We start from the raw sequence: 22456 nt of genomic DNA, 5'->3' as shown, positions 1-22456 counted from the left end.
CCGGCCATAGGGGTAAGAAGAGATGGCGATCCGCCGCGAGGCAGACCAATCAAGAGTGAGAGAGCAAACTTCATGCGTTAGCCTCCGGCGATGGCAGTGAAGAGATGAAGTTCATCCCCGTCATTGAGGGGAGTCTCGGGCCAGCGGCTGCGGGGCAACACGGCGCCGTTGAGGGCCACCGCCACCCCCTGAGGGGCGACGGCTTGCGCCGCCAGCAGGGCGGCCACGCTGACGCTCTCTTCCGCCGTCAGGGCCAGCGCCTTGTCGTTCAGTCGAATATTCATTGGTCATCCTTGTTGGCGCTGCCGTTGCCATTGCTACAAACGGGGCAGGCGGGATCCGCTGGCAGGCGCAGAGTCTGCCACTCGTGGTTCAAGGCATCGAAGCGGCGCAGGGTGCCCGCAACCGGGCTCTCACGCCCGAGCAGCAGCTTGATGGCCTCCAGCGCCTGCAAGGAGCCCATCACGCCCACCAGGGGGCCGGTGACGCCGCCGCTCTGGCAGCTCTCTTTGATTTCGGTATCCGCCGAGTAGAGGCAGGCGTAGCAGGCGTGCTCGGGGGCGCTTCGCACCATCAGCTGCCCCTGCCAGCCGACGGCGGCAGCGGAGATCCAGGGTTTGCCCAAGGCGACGCAGGCTGCGTTGATGGCGTGGCGGGTCGGGAGGTTGTCGCAGCAGTCGACAACCAGATCCACCTCGGCCACGAACGCCGGCAGGCTCTGCGCATCGAGCCTCTGATTGATGGCGATCAGCTCCACCAGCGGGTTGTGGGCCGCCAACCGTTCCCGGGTCAGCTCGGCCTTGGAGCGGCGCAGATCCTCCCCGGTGTAGAGAAACTGGCGCGGCAAGTTGCTGGAATCCACCACGTCGCCGTCGGCGAGCCACAGCGTCCCCACCCCGGCCCCGGCGAGATAGAGCGCGAGCGGCGAGCCGAGGCCGCCGAGGCCGACAATGAGCACCGACTTCTCTTTGAGCCGTGCCTGCCCCGCCTCACCGATCTCGGCCAGCATCAGTTGCCTGCCGTAGCGCAAGTATTCCTCGTCAGAGAGCATGTTCCACCTCCTTTGCCGGGATGGCGGAGAGCGCCGGATCCCCGGCCCCCACGGCGGCCAGCAGGCGGGCCGTGGCACTTTGCCAGTCGTTGCTCCCCGTGATGGCGGAGACCAGGGCGATGCTGCCGACCCCGCTCTCCTGCACCTGGGCTATGCGCGACTCACCGATTCCGCCGATGGCGACCGTGGGCCAGTCCGCCATCAGGGCGCGGTAGTGGTGCAGGCGCACCAGCCCCTGGGGGCGGGACGGCATCTGCTTGGTGTTGGTGGGGAAGATGTGGCCGAGCGCGATATAGGACGGCGCGAGTTCCCGCGCCCGCATCAGCTCGAAGTAGCCGTGGGTGGAGATGCCAAGGCGCAGGCCGGCAGCCTGGATGGCGGCGAGATCCGCCGTTTCCATGTCCTCCTGGCCCAGGTGCACGCCATAGGCGCCAACCTCGATGGCTTGCTGCCAGTAATCGTTGATAAAGAGCCGGGCCCGATGCTGGCGGCCAAGCGCTACCGCCGTGCGGATGGCCGGGGCCACCGCAGCGGCCGGCAGATCTTTTATCCGCAGCTGTATTGTCTTGACCCCTTCCTTCAGCAACCGCTCCAGCCACTGCACCGAATCCACCACGGGATAGAGGCCGAGGCGATGTTCGGTCGGGGCGAAGGGGCCTTGCGGCAAGCGAGCCTCGCAGGCAGGACAAAGGCCGAAGCGGCGATCCAGATCGGATCCCGCCAGCACGGCGCGGGGGAACCGGGCGAGATCCCCCGGCCAGCCGAGGTGGGCGATGGGGCCAGGGCCAGCCCCCACCCCCTGGGCGCCCGCCAGCCCTTGCTGCAAATACGCGCGGGCCAGGGTGATGGCGTCTTCGATGGGGTAGTCCAGCGCCCACACGGCGGCGATGGCGCTGGCGTAACAGCAGCCGGTGCCGTGGCCGTGACGGGTCGCCAGACGAGGTGCCGCCAGCCAGAACTCGCGGCTCTCGTCCTGGTAGTAGTCGAGGCAGTGATCCCCGCTCCAACCGAGGTGGCCGCCCTTCACCAGCACCGCCCTGGCGCCGAGTTCCCGCAACCGTGCAGCACCCGCTCGCACCAGCGCCGGGCTGGTCGCCGGAATGCCGGTCAAGGCCTCCAGCTCCGGGCCATTGGGGGTGATGAGCGACAGGCGCGGCAGCAGGTGCTCACGCACCGCCGCCAGCATGTTCGGCTCCGCCATGGGGGTGCCTGTGCTCGCGATGGCAACCGGGTCATAGACAACGAAGGGGGCGCTCAGGGTATCGAGCCGGCGGGCCAGCACCTCCACGTGCAGCCGGGTCGGCAGCAGGCCTATCTTGATGGCGGCAGGAGGCAGATCGACGCCGAGGGCGTCGATCTGGGCGCAGAAGCTCTGCATCAGCACGGGATCCACCATCTTCACCGCCACCGAGTTCTGGGCCGTGATGGCGGAGATCACCGAGCAGCCGTGCACCCCGAGGGCGTGCATCGTATGCAGATCGGCCTGGATGCCGGCGCCGCCCCCGGAGTCCGAACCCGCTATGGTCCAGACGATGGGTTTGGTGCTCATGCCTCTTCCCGCTCCTGCTTCAGAGCGGCGGCCTGATGATAGAGCTCACCCCCCTTCTCCTTGAAGACTTCCGACATCTGGGCCATGCCAGTTTCAACCTCGGCCTGCACCCGCTCCTGCTGGCCATCCATTCCTACCAGCTTGACCTCTATGGTTTCCAGCTTGGCGGCATCGAGTTTGGCGGCGTAGTCACGCACGTCCTGGGTGATCTTCATGGAGCAGAACTTGGGGCCACACATGGAGCAGAAGTGCGCCACCTTGCCGGACTCCTGGGGCAGGGTCTCGTCGTGGTAGGCGCGAGCTGTCTCGGGATCCAGCGCCAGGTTGAACTGATCCTCCCAGCGGAACTCGAAGCGCGCCTTGGACATGGCGTTGTCGCGGATCTGGGCGCCAGGGTGACCCTTGGCCAAGTCGGCGGCGTGAGCGGCGATCTTGTAGGTGATGAGCCCCTGCTTCACGTCCTCCTTGTTCGGCAGACCCAGGTGCTCCTTGGGGGTGACGTAGCAGAGCATGGCGCAGCCATACCAGCCGATCATGGCGGCGCCTATACCGGAGGTGAAGTGATCGTAACCGGGGGCGATATCTGTGGTGAGCGGGCCGAGCGTGTAGAAGGGCGCCTCGTGGCAGTGCTCCAACTGCTCGGTCATGTTGCGCTCGATCATGTGCATGGGCACGTGGCCCGGCCCCTCGATCATCACCTGGACATCGTATTCCCAGGCGATCTTGGTGAGCTCACCCAGGGTGTGCAGCTCGGCAAACTGCGCCTCGTCGTTGGCGTCATAGACGGAGCCCGGGCGCAGGCCATCCCCGAGGGAAAGTGCCACGTCGTAGGCGGCACAGATCTCGCAGATCTCGCGAAAATGCTGGTAGAGGAAGTTTTCCTTGTGATGGGACAGGCACCACTTGGCCATGATGCTGCCACCACGGGAAACGATGCCGGTGAGGCGTTTGGCGGTCATGGGCACGTAGCGCAGCAAGACGCCGGCGTGGATGGTGAAGTAGTCCACCCCCTGCTCGGCCTGCTCCAGCAGGGTGTCGCGGAACAGCTCCCAGGTGAGATCCTCGGCGATGCCGTTGGTCTTCTCCAGGGCCTGATAGATGGGCACAGTGCCGATGGGCACCGGGCTGTTGCGCAGGATCCACTCGCGGGTCTCGTGGATGTAGCGGCCGGTGGAGAGATCCATGACGGTGTCGGCGCCCCAACGGGTGGACCAGACCAGCTTCTCCACTTCCTCCTCGATGCTGGAGGTCACCGCCGAGTTGCCGATATTGGCGTTGATCTTCACCAGGAAATTGCGGCCGATGATCATGGGCTCGGCTTCCGGGTGGTTGATGTTGCTGGGGATGATGGCGCGGCCGGCGGCCACCTCGGCACGCACGAACTCGGGGGTGATGTTCTCCGGCAGGCGAGCGCCGAAGCCCTGGCCAGGATGCTGGCGCAGCAGCAGCTCGGAGCGCACCCGCTCGCGGCCCATGTTCTCGCGAATGGCGATAAATTCCATCTCTGGGGTGACTATCCCCTGGCGGGCGTAGTGCAGCTGGGTCACCCATTTGCCCGATTTGGCGCGGCGCGGTTTAGGCAGCTGCTCGAAGCGCAGGTGATCCAGCCCCTCGTCGGCGAGGCGCTCCTGGGTGAAGGTGGAGCTCAGGCCCGGCAGCGGCTCTGTGTCCCCCCGCTCCAGCACCCAGGCCTCCCGCAGTCGCGGCAGTCCGAGGCGCACGTCTATGGTGGCGTTCTCGTCGCCATAGGCACCCGAGGTGTCGTAGACCGGCACAGATTCGTTGGGCTCGAACTTCGGTTCCTCCTTGCTGCCGCCGACGAAGGTGTCGGCCAGGACGATCTCCCGCAGCCCCACCCGGATGTCCGGGCGGGAGCCCTGAATGAAGATGCGGCGGGAGTTGGGATGGGCCATGCCCTTGAGGTTGTCGATAAAGCGCTGGGCGCTGGCGCGCTGCTCGCGGCGACCGGCAGGAACGGCCTTGGCGTTGTCGGGAACGGACTGGACTTCTGGTGCGGACTGGATTGGGGTAGACATAGCAAAACTCACATTAACTGGTTGAAGTTATGGGTGTTTGCTTGTCTGGAGTTCGAGGAGAAGTGATGAACCAGGGGGCGAGTTGTGCTGCAAGAGGGAACGAGCTCGGGATGTTGTCTTCCCTGCTCTGCTGTCCCAAGCCCCCTTTCAGGTGGGCTGTGCGGCCGCCTGCTAAGGCGATGCACGGGACAGACTCCCTCTTGTGCGCCCTGGCTTGCCTCGGGATGGACCCTCTGGCAGCTGGGGAGGCTTGTCCCTCCCCCGGCGCGGCAACCCTCTGGTTACCCTTGTTTCCCTTCGCAGGTTCTAGCCTGATCAGGTTCCACGGATCCCGAATTAACGGTCTCAGCCTCGCGTCGTTCGACGGTCGGCACTCCGACAAGATGGCGCCAGTATAAGTGGGGAATTTGAAAGTACAAGGCATTAACACAGCTGACCAGTGGGGTGCTCTGGCCATGATGCCGTGCTGACCGGCGAAGAAGAAGTTTGAATACGCCAGCTCCGTTTCATCGCAGCGGACGGGGCGGCAGAGTCGCGGCCAGGATCGGTAACACACTCAGGACGCGGCCAGACAAGCGCGCCAAAGGCAGCGAAAATCACTAAAAACGAGATATTCTACAAATAAAAACCGGGCAAAAGCCCGATTTTACATTCCAGTTTAACTGCCACCAGATCACTTGTCGGTAGCGGGTTGCAGCTCGATCTGGACGTTGTCGAAGCCCAGTGCGGAGAGCTCGTTGGCATCCAGCGGGATCTCCAGGCGCAGGCCGGTTGCCTGGCCATCGACGCTGCGGGCACGACGCACCTTGCTGTCGCCGCCGATGGGCACGGGCGCACCTATCTCGATGTTGCCGGCGAACTGGCTCTCGGCATGGAAGTCCCCCGTGATGCTGGCGCGCACCGGGCGCAGCACCCTGGCCAGGGCATTCTTCATGGTGTCGGCACCGTTCTGCTGTATGGTCCAGTTCCAGTCCCACCACTTCACCTCACCCGGGATGTAACGCTTGTCCCACTGGTAGCGGATGCTGCTCGCCTTGTCCTTGAACGGACCGATGACGAAGCTGTGGTTCCAGGTCGGCCGGTTGTCCGGATGGGTGTGCCAGGCGTTGCCGCCCCAGCGCAGGAAACCGTTAAGGGCAAGGTCATAGCTCACATCCGCCTTGAACTCGTAGGGGTAGGAGATGTTCGCCTTGTAGAGCTCGATCTTCACCGGGATCTTCGAGCGGGCGGGCACGGTCGGGCGCGCCGACTGGGAGAGCGAGGTGGTGGTGGTGCCCCCGTTCTGGGAGGACCAGGACTGGTTCGCAGCGATCTCGATGGAGAGTTCGGTCTCACCCACCAGCGGCCACTTGAACTTGTTCTTGGTGGAGACCTTCTCGCTCAGGCCATAGGTGTTGGTCTTGGACCAGTTGGTAGCCGTGTCGTAGCGCAGGGTCACGTCATAGCCGGACTGGGGCGTGTCGCTGTCGTTGACGGCCCAACCCACCACCGTCTTGATCAGGGTGCGATCGGACTGGGTCACCTCGCCGTGGCTGAAGCTCTCGGGATCCAGGGTGTAGGCGAAGTTGCTGACCCGGATGCTGCTCTTCTCGCCGCAGCGATAGCCGTCGCAGCCGCCGCCGTTATTGCCGCGGATCAGCCAGCTGTCGCCGTCCTGAGTCACGTCCATGTCCTCACCCACGTAGGGGCTGTGGTCGCCACCGACCCAGGCATAGCCGAGATAATGGGCGAGGTAGCTGGCCGGCTTGATGAAATTGGCGCTGTCATGCACCAGCCGCCATTGCACGTCCACTTCATCCCCGTCTGGAATATTCAGCGCAGGCAATACGGGTATTTCACTGGTGACCGGATTGGTCGGATAACACCAGGTATCCGAGGCCGAACCGGGTTTTATTTCACCGTTATAGCCCGACCCCATGATCACCCAATTATTGGCCAATCCACTTATTTGCCATTGACCCATCATGCCCACAATATTATTGCGGACACTCTGCGCCTCTTCCCGATTAATCGGACGATAGTTGGCCCCACACACCTCTTTCCCGAGCGAGAAGAGACGCAGCTGATCAGGATAGACAGGCTCGGCCCCATGGGCCTGGCTCATCAACAGCGTCGAAATGGTCAACGCCAAACCCGTTATTTTTAGTTTATCCATAGCTCCCCCAATATTGTAAGTATAGGCATGCGAATACTATTTATCTTGCTGCATGCCAGGGGGACAATATCAGTCACAAAAAGCTACGAATGCGATCGAATCCACATTTTAATTATTCATAGATGACATGAACACAATTAATAGGCAGGTTATTAATTAATGACAAAACAAATATCAGAGTCATTGCTTTATTATTTAATTTATAATTTTCGTGGTGTTAAAGTTTTTAATTATTGAGTGTGACCCGCAGCGATTCCCGCCAGAGTAAATATCCGCCACAGGATTACTTTATATACAGGCGATTTATTCGGGATCCTCTTCCGGATTGGGGATCAGCACCTCGGTCAAGCGTCCGTCCTCATCGCGGCTCAGTACCAGCTTGCGGCCCGGTTGCAGATCCGCAAGGCTGCCATTCAGCCAGCGGGTCTCGGCATCGAACACCAGAACCCCCAGCTCCTGCAGCAGCAAGGCTTGTCCGGCCACCGCGAGCAGCCTGTCTTCCGCCCGCCGCCATTGGCTGCTCTGGGCCAGCGTCGGGGTCGAGCTGACCACCCGGATCTGCTCGGCAACGCCGTAGCGGCTCTGAATGGCGAGCCGCATGCCAGGCCTGAGCTCATCGACCTGTTCCACGCCGACCAGATCGGCGGTGCCGAGTTCCAGCTCTGCCCCCTGAAACTGCAGGCGGATGCCATCGTTGTGCTCCAGCTCCACCAGCCAGAGTTCGGACTCCACGGCCAGGGCGCCGAGGGGCAGCAGCAGCAGGATAAGGGTGGCTTTGGTCATGATGGAGGACCTCAGTGTCGCGGGACTCGAGGTTTAACTATGGGCAATTTTCCAGGCGGGTGTGGCCCTGACCTAATCATCCCCCCGGCATTGGCTCAGCCGCATGCCGTCAAACTTGCATTCCAGCTCCAGCCAGCGGCCCTCGAAGGGGGCCAGGCTCTCGTCCGAGGTGACATAGCCCCAGATCCGCCCCCGCTCCACCGGCCCCTCCAGCTCCATCTCCCCCTCCTCTTCCAGCGCCTCCACCTCGCGGATCAGCCGCTGCTCTCCCTGCACCACCCCTTCCAGATCGACCCAGGTGCCGCCGAGATCGTCCTCACTCAGACCATCCTTGAAGCGGGTCTGTCCATCGATGACAAAGGGAATGCCGTTGACCATCAACTGGCCCAGCTGCCAGCTGGTACGGCCGGTCAGCTTGAACTCGGCCGCCTGCGCCAGACCAAAGGGCAATAAAATCAATAGCCAGAGGGCGCAGAGAGACTTCTTCATCGGGGATCCTCGGGGTTACACTGGCACACAGGATGCTTCATCCGGTGTGAAATGGCCGTGAAATGCCGGCCGAAACCAGGAGATCGAAACATGAAAATACTGGTGGTGGAAGACAATCCCCAGGTGGCGGAAACCATCATGGACTACCTGGAGCTGGCGGGACACCGGCTGGACTGTGCCTATCATGGCCAGGCAGCCCTGCAACTGCTGGCGGAGCAGCGTTTCGACGTCATCATCATGGACGTGATGATGCCACGCCTCGACGGCCTGCGCACCGTGGCGCAGTTGCGAGCCGATGGCATAGCGACACCGGTGCTGTTTCTCACCGCCCGGGACAGCCTGGACGACAAGCTGGCGGGCTTTCGCGCCGGCGGTGACGACTACCTGGTCAAGCCGTTCGCCATGGAGGAGCTGGAGGTCAGGTTGCAGGCCTTGGCCCTGCGCGGGCCCCGTGCCGACATGGGCGTCCTCAGTTTCGGCGAGCTGACGGTGGATCCCGCCAGCGGCCGTGCCCAGCGCGCCGGGGTGGAGCTCAAGCTCGGCAAGATCCCGTTCCAGATCCTCAGCCTGCTGGTGAAGCGCGCGCCGCAGCTGGTGACGCGCCAGGAGGTGCTGGACACCGTCTGGGGGGATGAGGAGCCCGACTCCGATGCCCTGCGCAGCCACATCTATGCCCTGCGCAACGCCCTCGACAAGCCCTTCGAGACCCCCATGCTGGAGACCCTGCACGGCCAGGGCTACCGGCTGGTAACCCCATGATGCCGCTGAGCTTGCCTCACCCCTCACCGGCTGATCCTGGCCTGCTCCCCTTGCCGGCTTGTACCAGGTGGGGGCAATGACGCTGCCCAGCCTGCGCCGCCGGCTGATCCTGGCGCTGGGGAGCGCCGGGCTCTTGCTGCTCGTCATCCTCAGCCTGCTGATGGTGGTGGCCGAAGACAAGATGGAGGAGCTGAGCCTGCGCCACTGGCTGGAGGCCGAAGTCACCCGCTACAACGATGACTGGCTGCGGCTCGGCCAGGAGGCACCTGCCCCCAGCCCGCGCCAGTTCTCCAGCTACTGGACCCAGGCCGGTCGGCTACCCGCCTGGCTCAAGCCCTACGCCAGCCCCGGTTTCTACGAGCACCAGCTCGGCAAGGAGGACAAGCACTTCCTGGTGCGGCCCCACCCCTCCGGCCAGGGGCTGCTCTACCTCGTGTTCAACGACGACGCCGACGACTACCTGGATCCTTACGAAGACAAACTGCACCTGACCACCCGGCTGATCGGGCTGGCCCTGCTGATCGCTTGCATAGGGTTCGGCATCTGGCTGGTGCGCCACATCACCGGCCCCCTCGAGCGGCTGCGCCAGCGGGTCACCCACCTCACCCCGGATCAGGCGGATTTCGTACCGGACGCCCCCTGGCAGGAGCTGCGGGAGATCGAGCTGGCGCTGCTGGCGGGCAAACACGAGGTCGCCGCCGTGTTCGCCAGGGAGCAGGAGTTCAGCCGCTTCGCGAGCCACGAGCTGCGCACCCCCAACATGGTGATCCAGGGCTCGGCGGCCCTGCTCGGCAAGGTGACGGACTTGCCCGCCCCCGCCGCCCGCGCGGCTGGCCGCATCCGCGCCGCCAGCGACGAGATGGCGCTGCTCACCGAGACCTTCCTGCTGCTGGGCCGCAAAGAGGCCGTGGAGCGGCCACCCCAGCGGGTGGCCCCGCTGATCCACCAGGAGCTGGCCCGCCTCGCCCCCCTGTTGCAGCGCGAAAGCCTGGAGATCCGGCTCAATCTGGACGAGCAGAGCGAGGTGCAGGCTCCCCTCTCCCTGCTCGCCATCGCGCTGGGCAACCTGTTCAAGAATGCTTTGAGCTACGCCGATGGCCATATCGAGATCAGCCTGACGGCGCAGACCCTCACCATCAGCAACCCCACGGCGGCGGCGCCGGATCAGATCCTCGGCTACGGCTGCGGCCTGACCATCATCCAGCGCATCTGCGAGAAGCTGGACTGGCAGATTGAGACCCAGCTGGAAGAAGGGGTGTTCAGCGCCAGGCTGGTGATGGGTCAGGGCGTTGTGATTGGCGAGGACTCATCACCCGCCGATAAGGGCTGAGGCTTGTAGCAGACCCCTCATCCCGTTCCTTCGAAAAAAGCGGGAGAAGGGAGCAAACACGCCCATCAGCCAGGCAATGGAGTTCATCCGTATTTCTTCCCCCTGGTCACCGCCAACCCAGCTATCTGGCCAACACTCGGTAGGTCCCCTCTCCCTCTGGAAGAGGGCTAGGGTGAGGGGATAACTTCTCAACGAAATCAACAGAAACAACAAGGCGCCCGAGGGCGCCTTGTCTGTTCCAACCATCCCGATTACCGAGGTCACTCTGCCGGCTTGTGCTTGCGGCTCGCCTTGAGTTCCAGAAAATCGATGATCTTGCCCGCCACATCCTTGCCGGAGGCGGCCTCCACCCCTTGCAGACCGGGGGAGGAGTTCACCTCCAGCACCAGGGGGCCGCGGGCGCTGCGCAGTATGTCCACCCCGGCCACGTCCAGCCCCATGATCTTGGCGGCCTGCACCGCGGTCGCCCGCTCTTCCGGGCTTATCTTGATCGCCTCGGCGGTGCCGCCGCGATGCAGGTTGGAGCGAAACTCCCCCGGCTGGGCCTGCCGGCGCATGGCCGCCACCACCTTGCCGTTGACCACCAGGCAGCGGATGTCGGCACCGTTGGCCTCGCGGATATACTCCTGCACCAGGATGTTATTGTTGGTCTGGATGAAGGCTTCGATCACGCTCTCGGCGGCCTTCTGGGTCTCGCACAACACCACCCCAATCCCCTGGGTCCCTTCCAGCAGCTTCACCACCAGGGGGGCGCCGCCCACCATGGTGATGAGATCCGGCACGTCGTGGGTACTGTGGGCATAGCCGGTGATGGGCAGGCCTATGCCGTGGCGCGACAGCAACTGCATGGCGCGCAGCTTGTCCCGGGAGCGGGAGATGGCGACCGAGCTGTTCAGCGCCATGGTATTCATCATCTCGAACTGACGCAGCACGGCGGTGCCGTAGAAGGTGATGCTGGCGCCGATGCGCGGGATCACGGCGTCATAGTTCCCCAGCTCCCGCCCCTCGTAGTGGATCGAGGGGTTGTGGGAGGCGATGTTCATATAGCAACGCAGGGTGTCGAGCACCTCGACCTGATGCCCACGGGCCCGAGCCACCTCGACCAGACGGCGGGTGGAGTAGTTGTTGGGCTCACGGGATAAAATGGCAATATTCATGGAAATGGCAGACCTGATAATCGGACTGGAGAGTATAAGGTGCCACGGACTGCTGGCAACGCTAATCCTTTCCCCTCACCATTCGTCTTTCTGCAAGACAATCTAAAACAGAGTCAATGAGGCCCTCGCAGTTGCTGCTGCAGCTCCAGCAGCAACCCCACCTCCCGCAGGCGGCGGGCCGTCGCGCCATGCCACCCTGTGACCGGGGTCGGCGCCAGCAGGGTCTGGGCGATGCAGTGGCGATAGAGGGGCCCCTCCAGTTGCCAGCGCTGCACCAAGCCGTTCTCATGATGGTGCAGCCAGGCCTGATTGCCGCTGCGCAGCAGCTCCAGCCGTCGCCCGTCTTTCAGCAGGAGGCTGAGCCCCTTCTTCTCCACCCCGGGGCCGGCGTACTTGTCGAGCCAGAGGGTCAGCGGCACCCCGGCCGCCTCACCCAGCAGGCAGGCACGTCCCTCGGCGGTGCGCAGATCCCCCTGTTCAATGGGCTGGCCCAGCCGATCGCAGACGCCCTCGGCGACCAGATGCAGGCTGTCGTCCCCGCCGAGGGCCACCAGCAGCTCGCGGATCATCGCCAGCACATGGGTGCCGATGTCGAGGATGACCCCGTCCGGGTGGTGGAAGGTCCGTTGATCCGGCTCGCCGGTGGCGAAGTTGAGGGCGAAGGGGTGACCCTCTGCATCGATGCCGCAGGGCTCCAGCAGGAAGCCCTCCACCTCGGCCACGTCCAGAATGGTCGCGGGCCGAACCCGGGCCTCGCCCGTCAGGGGCTGCCAGCTCGCATCCAGCTCACCACGGAGCAGTTGCTGGACGGCAATGCGCGCCATCCAGTGATCCAGCGCCAGTACCCGGCCCGCCACTGCGGGATCCGCCAACAGGGCCCGCAAGCGGTCGTGCTGGGCCAGGCTGGCCACCACGGGCTTCTCCACCAGGATGAGGGGGATCTGGCTCGCCAGCGCCTGCTCCAGCACCGGCAAGTGCAGCAGGGAGGGCGTCGCAATGACCAGCCGGTCCAGCGGCAAGGCCAGCAGGGCCTCCAGACTCGAGGCCTGAGTCACTCCCGGCAGCGTCAGCACCGGGTCAAAGCCCCAAATTTCAGCATCTTCTGCCAGTGCAATGAGCGCAGGCAGATAGGCCGTCTGCACCACGGCTCCCAGGCCGACAAATCCAATCTTCATAACGACCTCAATTCAGGTTCTGCCACGGCAGTCGACCCGATCAATGCAGGTTAGGCCCCAGCCAGCGTTCGGCTTCCACCAGGGTCATGCCCTTGCGCACGGCGTAGTCTTCCACCTGATCCTGCTGGATCTGGGCCACCGCGAAGTACTTGCTGTCGGGGTGGGAGAAGTACCAGCCGGATACCGCCGCCCCCGGCCACATGGCGTAGGACTCGGTAAGTTTCATGCCGATGCCCTGCTCGACCTTCAGCAGCTCCCAGATGCTGCCCTTCTCGGTGTGCTCGGGGCAGGCGGGATAGCCCGGTGCCGGGCGTATGCCGCGGTAGTTCTCGCGAATGAGCTCCTCGTTGGAGAGGGCCTCGTCCTGGGCGTATCCCCAGTGCACTTTACGCACCTGCTCGTGCAGGTACTCGGCGAAGGCCTCCGCCAGACGATCGCACACCGCCTGGATGAGGATGGCGTTGTAGTCGTCGTGCTCGGCCTTGTAGGCTTGCGCTATGACCTCCTCGCCGATGCCGCCGGTCACCGCGAAGGCACCTATCCAGTCCGGCTTGCCGCTCTCTTTCGGCGCCACATAGTCCGCCAGGCAGTAGTTCGGGAAGCCCTGCTTCTCGCTCTGCTGGCGCAGGTGATGCAGCACTTTACGCACCTGGGTGCGGGATTCGTCGGTGTAGACCTCGATGCTGTCTCCCACGGCGTTGGCGGGGAACAAGCCTATGATACCGGCGCAGCGCACGCTTTGATCTCGCTCGAGTTTATCCAGCATGGCGTTGGCATCGGCAAACAGCTTGGTCGCCTCCTCGCCGATGATTTCGTCTTCCAGGATGCGCGGATACTTGCCCGCCAGCTCCCAGCTCAGGAAAAACGGCGTCCAGTCGATGTAGGGGCGCAGCACTGAGATGGCGATATTTTCGAACTTTTGCACGCCGGGTTCGCACGGGGCGGGCGGCTGATAGCCGACCCAGTCCAGCTGATGTTTGTTCGCTCGGGCGTGGGCCAGGCTGACCGGCTTGGAGCGCGGCTGCTTGCGGGCGTGCTGCTCCCGGGCGATTTCGTACTCCTTGTCGATGCGGGCCACGAAGGCGGGCTTGAGTTCGCTACTCAGCAGGCTCTGGGCCACCCCGACCGCGCGTGACGCGTTCGACACATAGACCACGGGTTCTGAGTAGTTCTGCTCTATCTTGACCGCGGTGTGCGCCTTGGAGGTGGTAGCGCCGCCGATCAGCAGCGGCAGCTTGAAGCCCTGACGCTCCATCTCTTTGGCCACGTGTACCATCTCGTCCAGAGAGGGGGTGATCAGGCCCGACAGCCCTATGATATCGGCGTTCACCTCGCGGGCGGTCTTGAGGATCGTCTCGCAGGAGACCATGACCCCGAGGTCCACTATCTCGTAGTTGTTGCACTGCAACACCACGCCGACGATGTTCTTGCCGATGTCGTGCACGTCCCCCTTCACGGTGGCGAGCACTATCTTGCCGTTGCTGTAGCCGCCCTGCTTCTCCGCCTCTATGTAGGGCTGCAGATAGGCCACAGCCCGCTTCATCACCCGCGCCGACTTCACCACCTGGGGCAGGAACATCTTGCCCGCGCCGAACAGGTCGCCGACCACGTTCATGCCATCCATCAGCGGCCCTTCGATGACGTGCAGCGGCTTCTCGGCCCCGGCCCGCGCCTCCTCGGTATCCTCCTCGATGAAGTCGGTGAGCCCCTTGACCAGGGCGTGTTCGAGCCGCTTGCCCACAGGCCAGCTGCGCCACTCCTGATCCCGCGGATCCTCCGCCTGGGCACCGGCGCCGCGATACTTCTCGGCGATGGCCAGCAGCGCCTCGGTGGCATCGTTGTTCAGGTTGAGCACCACGGCCTCGACCTTCTCTTTCAGCTCCGCCGGTATGTCTTCATAGATGGCGAGCTGACCGGCGTTGACTATGCCCATGTCCATGCCGTTCTGGATGGCGTGGTAGAGGAAAACGGCGTGGATGGCTTCGCGCACCGGCTCGTTGCCGCGGAAGGAGAAGGAGACGTTGGAGACGCCGCCGGAGATCATGGCGTGGGGCAGGTTCTGCTTGATGTCCTTCACCGCTTCGATGAAGTCCACCGCGTAGTTGTTGTGCTCGTCGATGCCAGTCGCCACCGCGAAGATGTTGGGGTCGAAGATGATGTCTTCCGGCGGGAAGCCTACTTGATCCACCAGGATCCGGTAGGCGCGCTGACAGATCTCGAATTTGCGGGCGCGGGTGTCCGCCTGGCCCACCTCGTCGAACGCCATGACGATGACGGCGGCGCCGTAACGACGCAGCAGCTTGGCCTGCTGGATGAATTTCTCCTCCCCCTCCTTCATGGAGATGGAGTTGACCACCGGCTTGCCCTGCACGCACTTGAGGCCGGCTTCGAGCACCTCCCACTTGGAGGAGTCGATCATCACCGGTACCCGGGCGATGTCCGGCTCGCCGGCGATCAGGTTCAGGAAGCGCACCATGGCCGCCTCGGCGTCCAGCATCCCCTCATCCATGTTGATGTCGATGATCTGGGCGCCGCTCTCCACCTGCTGCTTGGCGACGTCCAGGGCCTCGTCGTAGAGCCCCTCCTTGATCAGCCGCTTGAACTTGGCCGAGCCGGTGACATTGGTACGCTCCCCCACGTTCACGAACATGGATTCCGCCGTGATGATGAGGGGCTCCAGGCCCGACAGGCGGCAGGCGACCGGCAGGGTTGGCAAGGCGCGGGGGCGAATGCCCGCCACAGCATCGCTCATGGCGCGGATGTGGGTCGGGGTGGTGCCGCAGCAGCCCCCCACCAGGTTGAGGAAGCCGCTCGAAGCCCACTCGCGGATGTGTTCCGCCATCTCCCCCGCGTCCAGATCGTATTCACCGAACGCGTTGGGCAGGCCGGCGTTGGGATGGGCGCTGACATGGGTCTCGCTGATGCGCGACAGCTCTTCCACGTACTGGCGCAGCTCGTCCGGGCCAAGCGCGCAGTTGAGGCCGAAGGAGATGGGTTTGACGTGGCGAAGCGAATGATAGAAGGCTTCCGTGGTCTGGCCGGAGAGGGTACGACCGGAGGCGTCCGTGATGGTGCCGGAGATCATCACTGGCAGGGCATAACCTAGCTCCTCGAACACCAGATCCACCGCGAAGGCGGCGGCCTTGGCGTTGAGGGTATCGAAGATGGTCTCGATGAGGATGATGTCGGCGCCACCCTCGATCAGGGCATGGGTAGATTCGGTGTAGGCGGCCACCAGCTGGTCATAGGTGACGTTGCGCTTGCCGGGATCGTTCACGTCCGGCGAGATGGAGCAAGTGCGGTTGGTCGGGCCCAGCACACCGGCCACGAAGCGCGGCTTGTGGGGCTCTCTCGCCGTCCACTCGTCGGCGACGGCGCGGGCCAGCCTGGCGGCCTCGCGGTTGATCTCGGCGGAGAATTCTTCCATCTCGTAATCGGCCATGGCGATACGGGTGGCGTTGAAGGTGTTGGTCTCGAGGATGTCGGCACCGGCGGCGCAATACTGATCGTGGATCTCGCGGATCACCGCCGGTTTGGTCAGCACCAGCAGGTCGTTGTTGCCCTTGATGTCGGTGTGCCAGTCAGCGAAACGTTCGCCGCGATAATCGGCCTCACCCAGCCTGTAGCCCTGGATCATGGTGCCCATGGCGCCGTCGATGATCAGGATCCTTTCCTTCAGGCTCGCTTCCAACCTGTGATTCTTATTCAGCTTTTCGTTAGACACCGCTCGTTCCTCTTACATCCATGCCACTGAGTTAACCTCATCCTAACAGCAAACGAATGGCATGGAAATCTAGCCGTCTATCTGTCCGTAAACTTGATTAAATATAACCATAAATAGGTAATGAGTACCCCCTGAGCCGAGAGTACCCTATGCCCGTCCTCAATGGGGATACGTGCTTGCTGTTTACTAAAGAGAAAAATAACTATGAGCGTCTACTACACACTCTGCTTCTTGGCAGCCCTGGCGATATTCATCGCCTTTGCCAACCAGTATGTGGTGAAGATCCAGACCACCATCGCCATCACGGCCGGATCCATGCTGATCTCCGCGTTGCTGGTGCTGTTTGGTAAGTTGGGTTGGTTCAATCTGGAGCCACTGGCCGTCGAGACCATGGAGAGCATCGACTTCCAGAACTTCCTGCTGAAGGGGATCCTGGGTTTCCTGCTGTTTGCCGGTGGACTCGGCATCAATCTGAAGGCCCTGCGCAGTCAGAAGTGGGAGATCACCATCCTCTCCATAGTGGCGACCCTGATCTCCACTTTCCTCATCGGCTACGGCTTCTGGTTCATCGCCAAGCTGCTGGGCTGGGAGCTGCCGCTGGTCTACTGCATGCTGTTCGGTGCACTGATCTCCCCCACAGACCCCATCGCCGTGCTGGCCATCGTCAAGAAGATGAAGGCGCCGCCCCAGATCGCCATCCAGATCGAGGGGGAATCCCTGTTCAATGACGGGGTCGGCCTGGTGATCTTCGCCACCGTGTTCGCGGTTGCCTTCGGCGGGGTGGAACCCACCTTCACCAGCGTGGCCGGCCTGTTCCTGCACGAGGCCCTCGGCGGCATCCTGTTCGGCGCCGTGCTGGGGCTCATCGCCCACGTGATGATCAGCGCCACCGACGACGGCTCCCTGGAGCTGTTGCTGACCCTGTGCATCCCGACCGCCGGCTTCGCCTTCGCCAACATGATCGGCGTCTCCGGCGCCCTGGCCATGGTGGTCACCGGCATCATGATCGGCAACTGGACTCGTCACTCCGGCTTCTCCGAGCAGAGCCGCCACCACCTGGATCACTTCTGGGAGTTGATGGATCAGTTCCTCAACGCCCTGCTGTTCCTGCTGATCGGTCTGGCGCTGGTGTTGCTGGATCTCGCTTGGCGTGACTGGATCCTGCTGCTCATCGCGGTGCCGCTCTGTCTGGCCGCGCGCTTCATCAGCGTGTCGCTGCCCTACGTGGCCTTCCGCCGCTTCCGCAGCTACAACACCTTCTCCATCCGCATCCTGACCTGGGGTGGCCTGCGTGGTGGCCTGGCCATGGCCATGGCGCTGGCACTGCCCTCCGGCGTCATGCTGCTGCCGGAGCACGGTGTCGATCTGCGGGAGGTGATCCTGGTGATGACCTACTCGGTGGTGATGTTCTCCATCGTGGTGCAAGGCATGACCATCACGCCGATGATCACGGCGGCCAAGAAGGCCAGCGGCAGCTACTAAGCCGCCGCCTGAATGGCATATCACCAATGAAAAGGGCTCCCGACGGGAGCCCTTTTTCTATCCGCTGCGGCCAACAATGGGCATGACCATCACATCACATGGATCACGACAGCCAGGAAGGCCAGCGGCAGCTACCAAGCCGCTGCCTGTGTGGCATATCGCCAATGAAAAGGGCTCCCCACGGGAGCCCTTTTGCCGAGCGGCCACTGGCGAACTCTGTGGCTTTTTTACGCACCGGCGAAATATCTGTTTGCTTTTCATTCATTTTGCGGAGAGAATGCGCCCCGGCTAGTTAATCAGCCCTGTTTATGTTCGCAATGCTTCAACGTTAGATGAATCCTGCCAGTACACACATAACCTCCCTCTGATTTACTCGCCTTGAGAACCGTCAGGCTGTCTGCCTGCGTTGCCCGGCTCTCACGGTGCAGACCCGATCTGCCCACTTCCAAGTAGCACCATGCATCTGCATGTTCCTTGGCGCATTCCTTGAAAAGTGCAGACGCCCCCAAGGGGCTGGGTATTCCTGCGTGGATCTGACCACGTCCATTAACCTGAAATTTGCAAAAACAAGGAGCAAACACTTAATTTATATAGAGAAATACCATGATGAAAGCCGTACAAACACACAAACCCCTGCGTCGTAGCAAACCCGTCAACCTGCCTCCCCAAGAGCAGGATACCGATGCCTTCCTGATCCAGTTCAGTACCCGTTTCAGCGGTGGCTTCGCCATCTCCTGTGATGGCATCCCTGGCGAGTTCTCCATCGAAGACCTCAACTGATCCAGCACACCGACAGCCACGACACAAACAGGCCGCAACTCACGGCGGCCCCTTTGCTCTGTTGCCGTTTGCCGACTCAGACCGGCACGCTTTCCCTGCCTGGATCTTCCAGCAGCAGGCACTCTTCTTCGCTGTCACCCAGCCTGACCAACCGACCCTGACTCAGCCCCAGCTTGGCCAGCAGCCCGACCGAGCGCTCGTTGCCCGGCGTGACGATGGCGATCACTCGCTCTATCCCCAGCCGCTCCCGACCGTCTTGCAGCGCCGCCAGCGCCGCCTCGACCCCATAACCCTGGCCGCGATAAGCAGGCAGGAAGGCGTAGCCGATGTCCTCGCACGGCAGAGTGTCGCGCTTGATCAGGCCACAGATGCCGATCTTGGCCTCATCGTCGCGCCGCATCACCAGATAGAGACCGTGCCCGTGCTGGGCATAGCTGACCGCCGGGCCCTGCTGGATGTAGTCTTCGGCATCGCTCAGGGTGCGCAGGCCGCGATCGCCGATGTAGCGATGAAAGTCGCCGTCGTTGAGCAGCTCGAGGATAAAGGGGGCGTCAGCCGTGGTTAATTCGCGCAGGACGAGGCGCTCGGAGAGGATCATGGCAAGGACTCTTTTGATAGAAACAACAGGGCATCAAGACTGCCCCCGTCGCGGCCCCTTGGCAAGATCTGGCGGGCAGAAGTGACGGAGTCGGCGGCAAAAGTGCCGGCCATGACGCCGAAGGCCGGCCATCCTCGCCCACCCGGGCCCTATTTCGGCGCGAGCCGCGGGCCTGTTGCGGCTATACTGCGACCCCATTCCCATCTTCAATGACACAATCAGGACAGAGACCATGACTGAATCCACCGAATTTTTCGACGGACAGACCCTGCTGGAGATGGTTGATAACCAGCTCGCCGACGGCCACCCCCTGCAGGTCAAGGCCACCCTGATGCGGCTGGTGATGAAAGGCACCCCGCGGGAAGAGGCGCTGCAATACATCGCCTGCGCCCTCGGCGCCGAGTTGATGGCGATGGAAGCCGAGCAGGGCCCCTTCAACCTGACCCGCTACGCCGAATTCCTCGACAGCCTGCCCGAGATGCCCTGGGCCGAATAAGGCTCCTCATCGGGCAAGGCGGGCGGCCAGCCGTTATCATTACTGCCACAGCCAATGACGGGAGTAGACAGACATGCGCTGGCAAGATCGCCGTGAGAGCAACAACGTGGAAGACAGGCGCCAGGAAGGCGGTGGCAGCGGGGGTGGCGGCCTGCCCATCGGTGGCAAGGGACGCCTCATCCTGATAGTGGTGGTGATGGTGGCGGGTTACTACGGCGTGGATCTGAGCCCATTGCTCAACGATCCGGCCCCGCAAACCCAGGCGCCGCGCCAGAATGTGTCTCAGCCAGCCAATGATCCCTTGGCCAAATTCACCTCAGTGATGCTCGCCTCCACCGAGGATGCCTGGGGGGAGATCTTCAAGGCCAGCGGCAGCCAGTATCAGCCCCCCAAGCTGGTGCTCTATCGCGGCGCCACCCGCACCGGTTGCGGTCAGGGTCAGTCGGTGATGGGCCCCTTCTACTGCCCGGCAGATCGCTCCGTCTACATCGATCTCTCCTTCTATCAGGACATGCGCGACAAGCTCGGGGCCGACGGCGACTTCGCCCAGGGCTACGTGGTCGCCCACGAGGTGGGCCACCACGTGCAGAACCTGCTCGGCATCTCCACCAAGGTGCGCCAGCAGCAACAGGGGCTGAGCCAGGCCGCCCAGAACAAGCTGTCGGTCAAACTCGAGCTGCAGGCCGACTGCTTCGCCGGGGTCTGGGGCCACTACATGGAGCGGGAGCAGGTGCTGGAGCACGGCGATCTGGAGGAGGCCCTCAACGCCGCCCAGGCCATAGGGGACGACCGGCTGCAGCAACAGGGCCAGGGCCGGGTGGTGCCGGACAGCTTCACCCACGGCAGCTCGGCCCAGCGCCTCGCCTGGTTCAAGAAGGGCTTCGACAGTGGCAAACCCGCCAGCTGTGACACCTTCGCCGCCCGCTAGGAAAGCATGCAGCAACTAAAGAGCCGACCCTTGGGTCGGCTCTTTGCTGTGGGCTGGCGGTGTTGCCGGCTCAGGACTTGTCGCTCATCTCATCCACGACGTCGACCGGTAGCAGATCAGTAAAGACGAAGCCGTCTCTCACCACAGTTTCCCCTGTTTTTATGGCCAACGGCCGCATAAACATGGGGCCGTCATAGGCCAGGGTGTGGAACTCGCCGTTCTCGCCGCAAGGGTCCACCCCCTCCGGCAGGGCCGCCAGCAGCGCCTCATCGAAGTCATGGCCGCCGAGGCTCATCTCCAGCTTCTTGGGGTCGAGGGTGCTGATCCGCGCCTTGAGCCCCGCCGCCATCATCTCCCGCGCCAACAGCCGGGTGTCGCTGCCCCAGAGCGGGAACAGCGCCGTGATCCCGGTACCCTCGAGCTGGCGCTCCCGATAGGCGCGCACGTCCTCGAGGAAGAGATCTCCGAACGCCATGTGCCGGATACCCTTGGCCACCACCTCGGCAATGAAGCCGGTCATGATGCGGCCGTAATCCTCGTTGCTGCAGGGCCAGGGCAGATCGATGGTCAGCAGTGGCAGCCCCACGCACTCGGCCTGCTGCACCAGCAACTGCTTGCGCACCCCGTGCATGGCGACCCGCTCGAACGCCTGATTGAGGGTGGTGAACAGTCCCACCACCTCGATGGCCGGGTCCTGGCGCAGCCGATGCAGTGCCCAGGCACTGTCCTTGCCGCTGCTCCAGGAGAGCAGCACCTTGGTCTTTGTCATCATCTATCCAACTCTTGTATAGGGAGCCCCACAGCCAGCGCCTCTGCCGCGGATCCGCGACCGGTCGCCATCAGGCCCGTTTGTGGCTTCAGTGTTGCAAGACTGTGTTGCGAATTGTGCGATTTACATCTCGGGACACAAAAGCATACCCTCGTGAGTGAGCGTGTCCCCGCACAAGGATGGGGAACAATAACTAAAAAATCATGGGAAACATAAGGATATGACTACAGTCCGCACCACGCATGACCATAATCGCCCCCTCAACCGACAGGATTACAAGACCCTGAGCCTGGCGGCCCTCGGCGGCGCCCTCGAATTCTACGACTTCATCATCTTCGTCTTCTTCGCCGTGGTGATAGGCGAGCTGTTCTTCCCGGCCGATATTCCCGAGTGGCTGCGCCAGTTCCAGACCTTCGGCATCTTCGCCGCCGGCTACCTGGCCCGCCCCCTCGGCGGCATCATCATGGCCCACTTCGGCGATCTCATCGGCCGCAAGCGCATGTTCACCCTGAGCATCATCCTGATGGCGCTGCCAACCCTGCTGATCGGCCTGTTGCCCACCTATGCGGCCCTCGGCATAGCCGCACCGTTGTTGCTGTTGCTGCTGCGCATCATGCAAGGGGCGGCCATCGGTGGTGAGGTCCCCGGTGCCTGGGTGTTCGTGGCCGAGCACGTGCCCGCCAAACGGATTGGCATCGCCTGCGGCACCCTCACGGCAGGGTTGACCGCCGGCATACTGCTCGGCTCCCTGGTGGCCACCGCCATCAACCGCGGCATGAGCCCGGTCGAGGTGAGCGAATGGGGCTGGCGTCTGGCCTTCGTGCTCGGCGGGGTGTTCGGCATCGTCGCCATGTACCTGCGCCGCTGGTTGCACGAGACCCCGGTCTTCGCCGAGATGCAGGCCAACAAGGCCCTGGCCGAGGAGCTGCCGCTCAAGACGGTGCTGCGTGAGCACAAGGGCAGCGTCGTCATCTCCATGCTGCTGACCTGGCTGCTCTCCGCCGGCATAGTCGTGGTGATCCTGATGACCCCGACCTACCTGCAAAAAGTGCATGGCATCAGCCCCGCCGATGCCCTGACTGCCAACTCCCTGGCCATAGTCGCGCTCACCCTGGGTTGCATCTTCTACGGCAGGCTGGCCGATGCCATCGGCAGCGGCCCCACCTTCGTGTTCGGCTCCCTGCTGCTGGCGGGG

At 63.2% G+C, this 22456-nt stretch carries 19 protein-coding genes and 1 riboswitch; of the genes, 7 read left to right on the top strand and 12 right to left on the bottom strand.

Going from position 1 to position 22456, the window contains the following annotated elements; translation table 11 throughout:
• Positions 1 to 77 precede the first annotated feature (77 nt).
• The 7 genes from thiS to BN1124_RS13875 form a co-directional block, all read right to left on the bottom strand.
• Positions 78 to 284: a sulfur carrier protein ThiS gene (thiS, locus tag BN1124_RS13910; RefSeq protein WP_042642883.1), complete on the bottom strand. Its 207-nt coding sequence runs from the start codon at positions 282 to 284 to the stop codon at positions 78 to 80.
• Positions 281 to 1051, bottom strand: coding sequence for a HesA/MoeB/ThiF family protein (locus BN1124_RS13905; RefSeq protein ID WP_042642881.1), 771 nt, complete (start codon positions 1049 to 1051; stop codon positions 281 to 283). Before BN1124_RS13905 ends, thiS begins: the two co-directional genes overlap by 4 nt.
• Positions 1041 to 2600: a thiamine phosphate synthase gene (gene thiE / locus BN1124_RS13900; RefSeq protein ID WP_042642879.1), complete on the bottom strand. Its 1560-nt coding sequence runs from the start codon at positions 2598 to 2600 to the stop codon at positions 1041 to 1043. The genes BN1124_RS13905 and thiE overlap by 11 nt, the downstream gene beginning before the upstream one ends.
• Positions 2597 to 4636 carry a phosphomethylpyrimidine synthase ThiC gene (gene thiC, locus BN1124_RS13895; protein WP_042642877.1) on the bottom strand — a complete coding sequence of 680 codons (2040 nt, stop codon included), beginning with the start codon at positions 4634 to 4636 and terminating at the stop codon, positions 2597 to 2599. Before thiC ends, thiE begins: the two co-directional genes overlap by 4 nt.
• Positions 4637 to 4910: 274 nt before the next feature.
• Positions 4911 to 5024: riboswitch (TPP riboswitch) on the bottom strand.
• Between the two features lie 285 nt (positions 5025 to 5309).
• Positions 5310 to 6791 carry an aerolysin family beta-barrel pore-forming toxin gene (locus tag BN1124_RS13885; RefSeq protein ID WP_042642875.1) on the bottom strand — a complete coding sequence of 494 codons (1482 nt, stop codon included), beginning with the start codon at positions 6789 to 6791 and terminating at the stop codon, positions 5310 to 5312.
• Positions 6792 to 7094: 303 nt separating this feature from the next.
• Positions 7095 to 7574, bottom strand: a complete 480-nt coding sequence (locus BN1124_RS13880) for a hypothetical protein (RefSeq protein ID WP_042642873.1) — start codon at positions 7572 to 7574, stop codon at positions 7095 to 7097.
• A 72-nt stretch (positions 7575 to 7646) separates the two neighbouring features.
• Complete coding sequence (locus BN1124_RS13875; protein WP_042642872.1) at positions 7647 to 8063, bottom strand: hypothetical protein; 417 nt, start codon at positions 8061 to 8063, stop codon at positions 7647 to 7649.
• 90 nt (positions 8064 to 8153) lie between these two features.
• Between BN1124_RS13875 and BN1124_RS13870 the strand changes: the two genes are divergently transcribed.
• Positions 8154 to 8822: a response regulator transcription factor gene (locus tag BN1124_RS13870; RefSeq protein WP_042642870.1), complete on the top strand. Its 669-nt coding sequence runs from the start codon at positions 8154 to 8156 to the stop codon at positions 8820 to 8822.
• 76 nt (positions 8823 to 8898) lie between these two features.
• Positions 8899 to 10152, top strand: coding sequence for a sensor histidine kinase (locus tag BN1124_RS13865; RefSeq protein ID WP_042642868.1), 1254 nt, complete (start codon positions 8899 to 8901; stop codon positions 10150 to 10152).
• Between the two features lie 260 nt (positions 10153 to 10412).
• Here BN1124_RS13865 and rimK read toward each other — a convergent pair whose 3' ends face one another.
• The 3 genes from rimK to metH all read right to left on the bottom strand — a co-directional run bounded on the left by rimK (position 10413) and on the right by metH (position 16208).
• Complete coding sequence (rimK, locus tag BN1124_RS13855; RefSeq protein ID WP_042642864.1) at positions 10413 to 11309, bottom strand: 30S ribosomal protein S6--L-glutamate ligase; 897 nt, start codon at positions 11307 to 11309, stop codon at positions 10413 to 10415.
• 113 nt (positions 11310 to 11422) lie between these two features.
• Positions 11423 to 12484 (bottom strand): Gfo/Idh/MocA family oxidoreductase, encoded by a 1062-nt coding sequence (locus tag BN1124_RS13850; RefSeq protein WP_042642862.1) that lies wholly within the window; start codon positions 12482 to 12484, stop codon positions 11423 to 11425.
• 40 nt (positions 12485 to 12524) lie between these two features.
• Entirely contained in the window at positions 12525 to 16208 is a 3684-nt protein-coding gene (metH, locus tag BN1124_RS13845) for a methionine synthase (RefSeq protein ID WP_042642860.1), read from the bottom strand.
• A gap of 204 nt (positions 16209 to 16412) precedes the next feature.
• Here metH and BN1124_RS13840 point away from each other — a divergent pair, with 204 nt between their 5' ends.
• On the top strand, positions 16413 to 17690 hold the full coding sequence (locus BN1124_RS13840) for a cation:proton antiporter (RefSeq protein ID WP_042642858.1): 1278 nt from the start codon (positions 16413 to 16415) through the stop codon (positions 17688 to 17690).
• Between the two features lie 603 nt (positions 17691 to 18293).
• A complete protein-coding gene (locus BN1124_RS21360; protein ID WP_156128375.1) occupies positions 18294 to 18470 on the top strand; it encodes a hypothetical protein in 177 nt (58 codons plus the stop codon).
• A 76-nt stretch (positions 18471 to 18546) separates the two neighbouring features.
• On the opposite strand, the gene BN1124_RS13835 is transcribed toward BN1124_RS21360, so the two are convergent.
• Positions 18547 to 19068, bottom strand: coding sequence for a GNAT family N-acetyltransferase (locus tag BN1124_RS13835; RefSeq protein ID WP_042642855.1), 522 nt, complete (start codon positions 19066 to 19068; stop codon positions 18547 to 18549).
• 232 nt (positions 19069 to 19300) lie between these two features.
• Between BN1124_RS13835 and BN1124_RS13830 the strand changes: the two genes are divergently transcribed.
• Complete coding sequence (locus tag BN1124_RS13830) at positions 19301 to 19564, top strand: hypothetical protein (protein WP_042642853.1); 264 nt, start codon at positions 19301 to 19303, stop codon at positions 19562 to 19564.
• A gap of 73 nt (positions 19565 to 19637) precedes the next feature.
• Positions 19638 to 20492: a KPN_02809 family neutral zinc metallopeptidase gene (gene ypfJ / locus BN1124_RS13825; protein WP_042642851.1), complete on the top strand. Its 855-nt coding sequence runs from the start codon at positions 19638 to 19640 to the stop codon at positions 20490 to 20492.
• Positions 20493 to 20562: 70 nt separating this feature from the next.
• Here ypfJ and BN1124_RS13820 read toward each other — a convergent pair whose 3' ends face one another.
• Complete coding sequence (locus BN1124_RS13820) at positions 20563 to 21261, bottom strand: Dph6-related ATP pyrophosphatase (RefSeq protein WP_042643358.1); 699 nt, start codon at positions 21259 to 21261, stop codon at positions 20563 to 20565.
• Positions 21262 to 21481: 220 nt separating this feature from the next.
• On the opposite strand from BN1124_RS13820, the gene BN1124_RS13815 reads away from it, so the two are divergent.
• On the top strand, positions 21482 to 22456 hold a 975-nt coding region (locus tag BN1124_RS13815), incomplete at its 3' end, for an MFS transporter (protein WP_042643357.1).

The sequence above is a fragment of the Aeromonas eucrenophila genome (assembly GCF_000819865.1).
Lineage (GTDB): Bacteria > Pseudomonadota > Gammaproteobacteria > Enterobacterales > Aeromonadaceae > Aeromonas > Aeromonas eucrenophila.
Note: the sequence above shows the minus strand (reverse complement) of the source record. Positions and strands in the feature narration are given on the sequence as shown.